Genomic DNA, 6,847 nt, shown 5'->3' with positions numbered 1-6,847 from the left:
GGTCGACCACGAACGGGCGGCTGCCCCTCGGACTGAGCGGACGGTGCTCCCGTTGCTCCCGTTGCTGCCGGTGCTCCCGGTGCTCCCGGTGCTCCCGGTGCTCCCGGTGCTCCCCTCAGACCTCGAGGCCCTCCAGCAGGTCGGTGACGAGGGCGGCGATCGGGCTGCGCTCGCTCCGGGTGAGGGTGATGTGGGCGAAGAGGGGGTGCCCTTTCATCGCCTCGATGACCGCGGCGACCCCGTCGTGCCGACCGACCCGCAGGTTGTCTCGCTGGGCGACGTCGTGCGTCATCACGACCTTGGAGTTCTGCCCGATGCGGGACAGGACGGTGAGCAGGACGTTGCGCTCGAGGGACTGGGCCTCGTCGACGATGACGAAGGCGTCGTGCAGCGAGCGGCCGCGGATGTGGGTGAGAGGGAGGACCTCGAGCATCCCGCGGTCCATGATCTCCTCGACGACCTCCGTGGAGACGAGCGCCCCGAGGGTGTCGAAGACCGCCTGGCCCCACGGGCCCATCTTCTCGGCCTCCGAGCCGGGCAGGTAGCCGAGCTCCTGGCCGCCCACGGCATACAGGGGGCGGAAGACGACGACCTTGCGGTGCTGACGACGCTCCATCACCGCCTCGAGGCCGGCGCAGAGCGCGAGGGCCGACTTGCCGGTGCCCGCGCGCCCGCCGAGGCTGACGATGCCGACATCGGGGTCGAGCAGGAGGTCGAGGGCGATCCGCTGCTCGGCGCTGCGGCCGTGCAGCCCGAAGGCGTCGCGGTCGCCGCGCACCATCCGGATCTGCTTGTCGGCGCCGACCCGCCCCAGACCGCTTCCCCGCGGCGAGAGCAGGACGAGGCCCGTGTGGCAGGGCAGCTCGGCGGCCGCCGAGTGCTCGACCCGGCCGTTGTCGTAGAGCGAGTCCATCTGGGCGACGGTCACGTCGAGCTCGGCCATGCCGGTCCAGCCCGAGTCGATCGCCAGCTCCGCGCGGTACTCCTCGGCGGCGAGCCCGACCGCCGACGCCTTGACGCGCATCGGGAGGTCCTTGCTCACCACCGTGATGTCGAAGCCCTCGTCGGCGAGGTTCTTGGCGACGGCGAGGATGCGGGTGTCGTTGTCCCCCAACCGGAATCCCGCCGGCAGGGCCATCGGGTCGGTGTGGTTCAGCTCGACCCGTAGGGTCCCCCCGTCGTCGCCGACGGGCACGGGACGGTCCAGCCGGCCCTCGCTGATGCGCAGGTCGTCGAGCAGGCGCAGGGCCTGGCGCGCGAAGTAGCCGAGCTCCGGGTGGTGGCGCTTTCCCTCCAGCTCGGTCACCACGACGACCGGCAGCACCACCTCGTGCTCCTTGAAGCGGAGCATGGCGCGAGGGTCGGACAGCAGCACCGACGTGTCGAGGATGAAGGTCTTCCCCGATGGGCTGCCGGGGCTCTGCGTCTCCCCCGAGAGCTGAGTCTTTCCGGGGCTCTGTGCATCGGTCTGGCTGGTGGACGTGACGGGTGCGGACGAGCGGGCTGAAGAGACGGACGAGGAACGATCGGACGTGGCCAATACGACTCCCTAGAAGGCGCCCGCGCGCACGCGCAACCTGCGCGCCTCACGGGCGAGGTGCCGGGACCGGGCCGTCATCGGGGCGACGAGCCGGGACCGGCCCTCCGCCCGGAGCAGAACTCGCTCCATGGATCAGGCCTCCCGGACGCCGGGCGGGTGCCCTGCGTCACTGGCGACGCTACGTCCCCTCGGGCCCCGGCGCAGATGTTTCCCCGGTGTGTCGTGGCGTGCGAGCCAAGAGTTCACACGCCGGTAACGCAGAGCGCCCCAGGTGTGCCGGGTATGCCGCAACCGCCCCGGTCGGTCCCCTCGCAGGTCCCCCGGGGCGGTCACCTGTCAGTGCTCGGGATCCTTCGGGCCGGGGCCGCGCTGCGAGCGCAGCTGGCGGATGCGTCGCAGGTCGTAGCGCGCCACCGACAGGACGAGGACAGCCAGGAGGACGAGCAGGACCTTCGAGCCCACCGTCGCCGACGTTGCAGTCGACGTGGCCACGAACGAGTCGACAAGAGCGATGACGAGCAGCAGCCCGAGGAGGACGCAGAGGACGAAGATCACCCAGCGGCCGACCGACGCCGACCGGGTGTCGGGGCCGTAGGCCGACCCGCCGGTCGGGCTGGGAACCGTCGAGAGGGGGTCGACGCCCGGGTGGCGCAGGCGCCAGGCCCGACGGGCCAGCCCCATCCGCAGCACCTGGCCACCGATCAGCCCGAACCCGAGGGCGATCCACAGCCCGCCCAGATGGTGGCTGGAGAACGAGACGATCACCAGCACGAGCGCGGTGGCGAGGAAGAACAGGCCATACGCGGCCGTCACCCCGGGGCTGATCGCACCCGCCATCCGGGCGTTGTCGTCGAGCCAGGCGTAGGGCGCGGGGTCGGTGGCGGCGGAGGGTGAACCGTCGACGGCAGCGGGGTCGCCGGGGCGGCGGTCCGGGTGGTTACTCACCGAGGTCACCGACTCCCGTCAGGGTCGCCCGCACGACGGCCGCGGTGTCCGTGAGCCCGCGGCGGTGCTGCTTACCCTGCAGGGTGTCCGACACGAGCCACCCGTCGGGCGCTGGTCGGGCGTAACGGCGCCCGACGAGGCCCTCGAGGGTCCGTGTCTCGATGGCGAACCCCACTCCAGGGTGCAGCTCGCGCGCCTCGAGGATGCTGGCCGCCACCAGGTCGGAGGGGTCGGCGACGTGAGCCGGGTCGGCCGACAGGGACACGAACCACGTGCCGAACGGGCGCGGCTGCAGCAGGCCGACCGCCCCCGGACCCTCGATGACGACGAGCACGTCGCCCTCTCCGTCGTCCACGTCTCGAAACCCCACTCCGCTCCACCGGTGTCCCCTCGAGAACAGCACCTCGAGCAGGGCGGCCTCCCCACGGCTGACGGCGCGGTCGCGGTCGGCCGCGACCAGGCCCCGGGCCAGCAGCGAGGAGATCCCGGCGGCCCCCACCCACTCGGCGTCCGGGGCGACCTCGTCGAGGCCGAGCGAGCGGGCCGTCATCGCCGAGCTCTCGGTCTCGTGGAGCGACAACAGATAGCGCATCTCGGCGAAGCCGAAGCCCACGACGTCGGCGGGGAGCGGGACGCGGGCCAGGTCGGTCTCGCTCAGCAGGTCGGTCACGAGGCTCTCCTCCAGGGGTATGGCGTTTCGGGTGTCGCTCGGGTGCGACGGTCGAGTCGGCGGTCGGCCGGTCGCTCGGGTCGGGATCGGGCCGGGTATGCCGGGTCAGAAGATGCTGGTCACAGCGTCCCACGCGTCGGAGGCAGCATTCGAGACGGTGTCGGCCACGGCGGATGCGGCGTGCCCTACGGCGCTCACCGTCCCGTCCACGACGTCGTGGACCAACGGGATGTTCTGGTAGGCCGCGATACCCAGGGCGCCGACGCCGCACACGATGTCGGCGGGCGGCGGTGCGAGCAGGGCTCCGGCGGTGAGTGCCGTGCTCGCACCGTCGAGAGCGGCGGCGCCGTAGTCGCCGTGAGCGACATCGAGGACGGTTGACACCGCACCCGCCCCGATGCTGATCGGGCCGAGGACCCCGAGCTTGCCCACCAGGGACCCCGCCTTGCTCCCCTCGGCGAACAGCCCACCGAGCGCGCGACCGTCGAGGACCTTCATGGCCCCGCCGAGGGAGGATCCCGCGATCTCGAAGCTGGTCAGGCCCTTGGTGGAGTCGACTCCCTTGAGGACGTCCTCCGCATAGAGGTCGAGCAGCTTGCCGTTGGTGAAGAGGTCGCCCAGGCCGCCTCCCGCCGTGTGGCAGAAGAGGCCGAAGGCGGTGGCCCCGAGCCCGGTCGCGGCGATCTCGAGCGGCTTGACGCCCTTCTCGACGGCATCGAGCCACGTCGGCTTCTCGTAGGCTCCGTCGCCGCCGGTGGCGTTCTCGCCGTCGGTGGCGTTCTCGGCGCCGGGTGTCTCGGGTGTCCCGCTGCTGCCGGGGATCCCCGGACCACTCGTCCCTCCCGGCTGGCCCAGGGTGTTGCCGGAGGTCGTCGTCTGCGCCCTGGCGTTCTGGGACAGCTTGTCGCCCAGGGTGGTCAGCGTCGTGGACAACGTCGAGAGCTGCTGCTGCACCGCCGGGATCCGACCGGCCATCGCCAGCAGATCGGGGCCGACCCAGTTCGCCTTGATCGCCACGGCCACCGCTCCCACCGAGTCGTGCACCTCGAGGCAGGTAAGGGCATACTCCCTGAACCGCTCGGCCGACAGCTCGAGCGCCTCGGGGTCCGCCCCCTTGCTGAAGATCGCCATGCTCCCCCCACACTCCCCTGCACTCGTGCCGTTCGCGCGTCCCCGAACGGTATGCCGCGTCCTCACCGACGGTAGCCCGGGCCCACAGCCGTCCACCATGGGGAGAACTCCCCTCACAGCCAGCGTCCAGATCTGCCCCAGCCGACGTTCAGTTACCGCGTTCCGGCCCGTCGCTCGACCTGTGCCGCACGCCGGGTCGCCCCTCGCCGTCGGTCTCGTCAGCGGCCGAAGCGACGCTGCCGCTCGGCATACGAGCGCAGGGCCCGAAGGAAGTCGACGTGCCGGAAGTCGGGCCAGTAGGCCTCGCAGAAGTAAAACTCCGACTTCGCGCTCTGCCAGAGCAGGAACCCGCCCAGGCGCTGCTCGCCCGAGGTGCGGATGACGAGGTCGGGGTCGGGCTGGCCCCTGGTGTAGAGGTGCGCCTCGATCTCCTCGACGCTGACCGCCTCGGCGACGAGCTCGATCGGGGTGCCGAGCGCCGAGTGCTCGAGCAGCATGGACCGGACGGCGTCGGCGATCTCGCGGCGGCCGCCGTAGCCCACCGCGACGTTGACGTGCAGCCCGGCGATGTCGCGGGTGGCCTCGGCGGAGGACTTGAGGCTCTGCGCGATCTCGGCCGGCAGCAGGTCGAGCGCCCCGATGGGGTGCAGCCGCCAGCGCCCCTCGGCGGCGAGGTCCGAGACGGCGTTCTCGATGATCTTCAGCAGGGGGACGATCTCGGACTTGTCGCGGCTCAGGTTGTCGGTCGACAGCAACCACAGCGTGACGACCTCGACGCCCGCGTCCTCGCACCACTGGAGCAGGTCCTTGATCTTGTCGGCCCCGGCCTGGTGACCGTCGACGGTCTCGAACCCGTTGGCCCGGGCCCACCTGCGGTTGCCGTCGAGCATGACACCGACGTGGCGCGGTGCGGCCTCGGGCGGCAGCCGCCGGGCGAGGCGCCGCTCGTAGGCGCCGTAGAGCAGGTCGTTCAGACCCACGAGCCCCCTCCTTCGGTATGCCGTGTGCTCACCCGGGCTCACGCGAGTGCACGCGGGCCCTCGGCACTCCCGCGAGGCCGTGGCTCACGCTACTCCTGCCACCCCCGGCATACCGGGGAAGACGTGCCGGGAAGGGGGCCGTTCGGCGCTCGTCCGGTACCGGATCGGTCATTCCTGTGTGTCCTGAATAACGACCCTACGCTCGCGTAACCTACGCCAACGTAGGTTACGCTGGGAGGCATGAGCACCGACCCCAGGACGGCCCAGGCGAGCCCCGTCGAGGAGCTTGCTGCGGTCGTCAAACCGAAGCTGCGCGGCTGGCTGCACGCCGGCACCTTCCCCCTCGCCCTCGCCGCCGGGATCGTCCTGATCTGCCTGGCCCCCGCGGGCAAGGCCAAGGTGGGCGCGGTGGTCTTCACGATCACGGCCGCGATGCTCTTCGGCACCTCCGCGGTCTACCACCGCGGCACCTGGTCGGCCCACGTGCAGATGGTGCTCAAGCGGATGGACCACTCCAACATCTTCCTCATCATCGCGGGCTCCTACACGCCGTTCGCCCTGATGCTGTTGCCCATGGACCAGGCCCGCACGCTCCTGATCATCGTCTGGGCCGGCGCCATCGGCGGTGTGCTCTTCCGGGTCTTCTGGACCAGCGCCCCGCGCTGGCTCTACACCCCGATCTACGTCGCCCTCGGCTGGGTCGCGATCTTCTACTTCGTCCCCATGCTGCACGTCGGTGGCCCCGCGATCCTGACCCTGCTCGCGGTCGGCGGCGGGCTCTACACCCTGGGCGCCGTCGTCTACGGCACGAAGAAGCCCAACCCGTTCCCGAAGTGGTTCGGCTTCCACGAGGTGTTCCACGCCTTCACGGTGGCCGCGTTCGTCGTGCACTACGTCGCCGTCTCGCTCTCGGTCTACGGCGTGGGCAGCTCCGTCACGGGCTGAGTCGCCAGGCACCCTGCGCGCGTTCCGAGCACACGTTTGAGGCAGTTCCGGGGGGCTGCTCGGGCTGAAACTCGGTAGAACGGGCGTTCGGAACGCCAGCAGGTATGCCGCCCGGGGCGCCGGTCAGTAGCCGGGGAAGACCTGCCGGAGCGTGTCGAGGTCGGCGGCTCCCGTCGCGGCGACCGACCCCGGCGTGTGCTCCGGCGTGAGCCGGCCGGTCAGCAGCCGCAGCCAGGCCTCGGTCGGGAGCGTCAGCGTGCCGTCCGGGTCGGTGGGCACGTCGCCGAGGGCGACGGGGTCGGCGAGGAGCAGGCCCAGCCGGTGGTCGGGGTCGGTCAGCGTCACGGCCAGCGACGCCGTCGCGCCGTCCAGCGGCGCCGACTTCGCGATCCAGCCGAGCATGAAGGCCGCCTGGTCCAGCAGCAGCGGGGCGGCGTGGCCCTCGACGGTGGCAGCCGGGTCGGCGAGCACGCGGACGTCCCAGGAGTGGAGGGCGAACTCGTTGAGGCGGAACCGCGCCGCGAAGGCGAGGTCGACCGGCTCCGGCAGGAAGCCCATGTCGACCCGCACGCTCTCGCGCGTCGCTGCGTCGATCGCGTCGTAGGCGCCGAGCAGCTCCGTGTTGGCGGCGAGGTA

At 71.5% G+C, this 6,847-nt stretch carries 7 protein-coding genes; 1 reads left to right on the top strand and 6 read right to left on the bottom strand.

Going from position 1 to position 6,847, the window contains the following annotated elements; translation table 11 throughout:
- Nucleotides 1-115 precede the first annotated feature (115 nt).
- The 5 genes from Q0R63_RS08920 to Q0R63_RS08900 all read right to left on the bottom strand — a co-directional run bounded on the left by Q0R63_RS08920 (nucleotide 116) and on the right by Q0R63_RS08900 (nucleotide 5,266).
- A complete protein-coding gene (locus Q0R63_RS08920; protein WP_295696485.1) occupies nucleotides 116-1,390 on the bottom strand; it encodes a PhoH family protein in 1,275 nt (424 codons plus the stop codon).
- 486 nt (nucleotides 1,391-1,876) lie between these two features.
- On the bottom strand, nucleotides 1,877-2,485 hold the full coding sequence (locus Q0R63_RS08915; protein WP_295696483.1) for a phage holin family protein: 609 nt from the start codon (nucleotides 2,483-2,485) through the stop codon (nucleotides 1,877-1,879).
- On the bottom strand, nucleotides 2,478-3,155 hold the full coding sequence (locus Q0R63_RS08910; RefSeq protein ID WP_295696481.1) for a hypothetical protein: 678 nt from the start codon (nucleotides 3,153-3,155) through the stop codon (nucleotides 2,478-2,480). The genes Q0R63_RS08915 and Q0R63_RS08910 overlap by 8 nt, the downstream gene beginning before the upstream one ends.
- Nucleotides 3,156-3,260: 105 nt before the next feature.
- Entirely contained in the window at nucleotides 3,261-4,286 is a 1,026-nt protein-coding gene (locus Q0R63_RS08905) for a hypothetical protein (RefSeq protein WP_295696479.1), read from the bottom strand.
- Nucleotides 4,287-4,504: 218 nt separating this feature from the next.
- A complete protein-coding gene (locus tag Q0R63_RS08900; protein ID WP_295696477.1) occupies nucleotides 4,505-5,266 on the bottom strand; it encodes an isoprenyl transferase in 762 nt (253 codons plus the stop codon).
- A 240-nt stretch (nucleotides 5,267-5,506) separates the two neighbouring features.
- Here Q0R63_RS08900 and Q0R63_RS08895 point away from each other — a divergent pair, with 240 nt between their 5' ends.
- Nucleotides 5,507-6,211, top strand: coding sequence for a hemolysin III family protein (locus Q0R63_RS08895; protein WP_295696475.1), 705 nt, complete (start codon nucleotides 5,507-5,509; stop codon nucleotides 6,209-6,211).
- Nucleotides 6,212-6,334: 123 nt separating this feature from the next.
- Here Q0R63_RS08895 and Q0R63_RS08890 read toward each other — a convergent pair.
- Nucleotides 6,335-6,847: hypothetical protein (locus Q0R63_RS08890; RefSeq protein WP_295696473.1), on the bottom strand; the 513-nt coding region annotated here is incomplete at its 5' end.

Source organism: Lapillicoccus sp. (genome assembly GCF_025353065.1).
Classification (GTDB): domain Bacteria; phylum Actinomycetota; class Actinomycetes; order Actinomycetales; family Dermatophilaceae; genus Lapillicoccus.
Note: the sequence above shows the minus strand (reverse complement) of the source record. Positions and strands in the feature narration are given on the sequence as shown.